1 protein-coding gene is annotated in these 421 nt (G+C 57.5%); it reads left to right on the forward strand.

Going from position 1 to position 421, the window contains the following annotated elements; translation table 11 throughout:
* Positions 1–271 (forward strand): family 4 glycosyl hydrolase (locus MUU47_RS00095; RefSeq protein ID WP_509908855.1); only part of this gene is annotated, 271 nt, incomplete at its 5' end.
* Positions 272–421 lie beyond the last annotated feature (150 nt).

Below are 421 nucleotides of genomic sequence, written 5' to 3' on the forward strand. Positions count from 1 at the left end.
GGACGACGCTGTGATAGAAACCAACTGTATCATCGATGCTCAGGGTGCCCATCCGCTGACCTTCGGCACGCTGCCGGATTCTATGCATGCGCTGACCCAACAGGTAAAAGCTTATGAGCGCCTGACCATCGAAGCCGCGGTGCATGGCGATCGCCGCAGTGGCCTGCTGGCATTGGTCACCAACCCGCTGGTCGGCAATGCCAATGTGGCACAACCGCTGCTGGATGAAGTGCTGGCGGTGAATGCACCTTACCTGCCTCAGTTCAAATAACCGCCGGGCCAGCCAGGGTTGCTGATACATTGCTATAACTAATGTACAGGGGTCGATATGTCGGCCCCATTTTTATCGTAATCAGGAGTCGGATGATGGTGACACTGGAAGATGTCGCAGCCCTGGCGGGCGTGTCCCGCGCCACCGTGT

Source organism: Scandinavium hiltneri, assembly GCF_024764835.1.
In the GTDB taxonomy this organism is placed as follows: Bacteria; Pseudomonadota; Gammaproteobacteria; order Enterobacterales; family Enterobacteriaceae; genus Scandinavium; species Scandinavium hiltneri.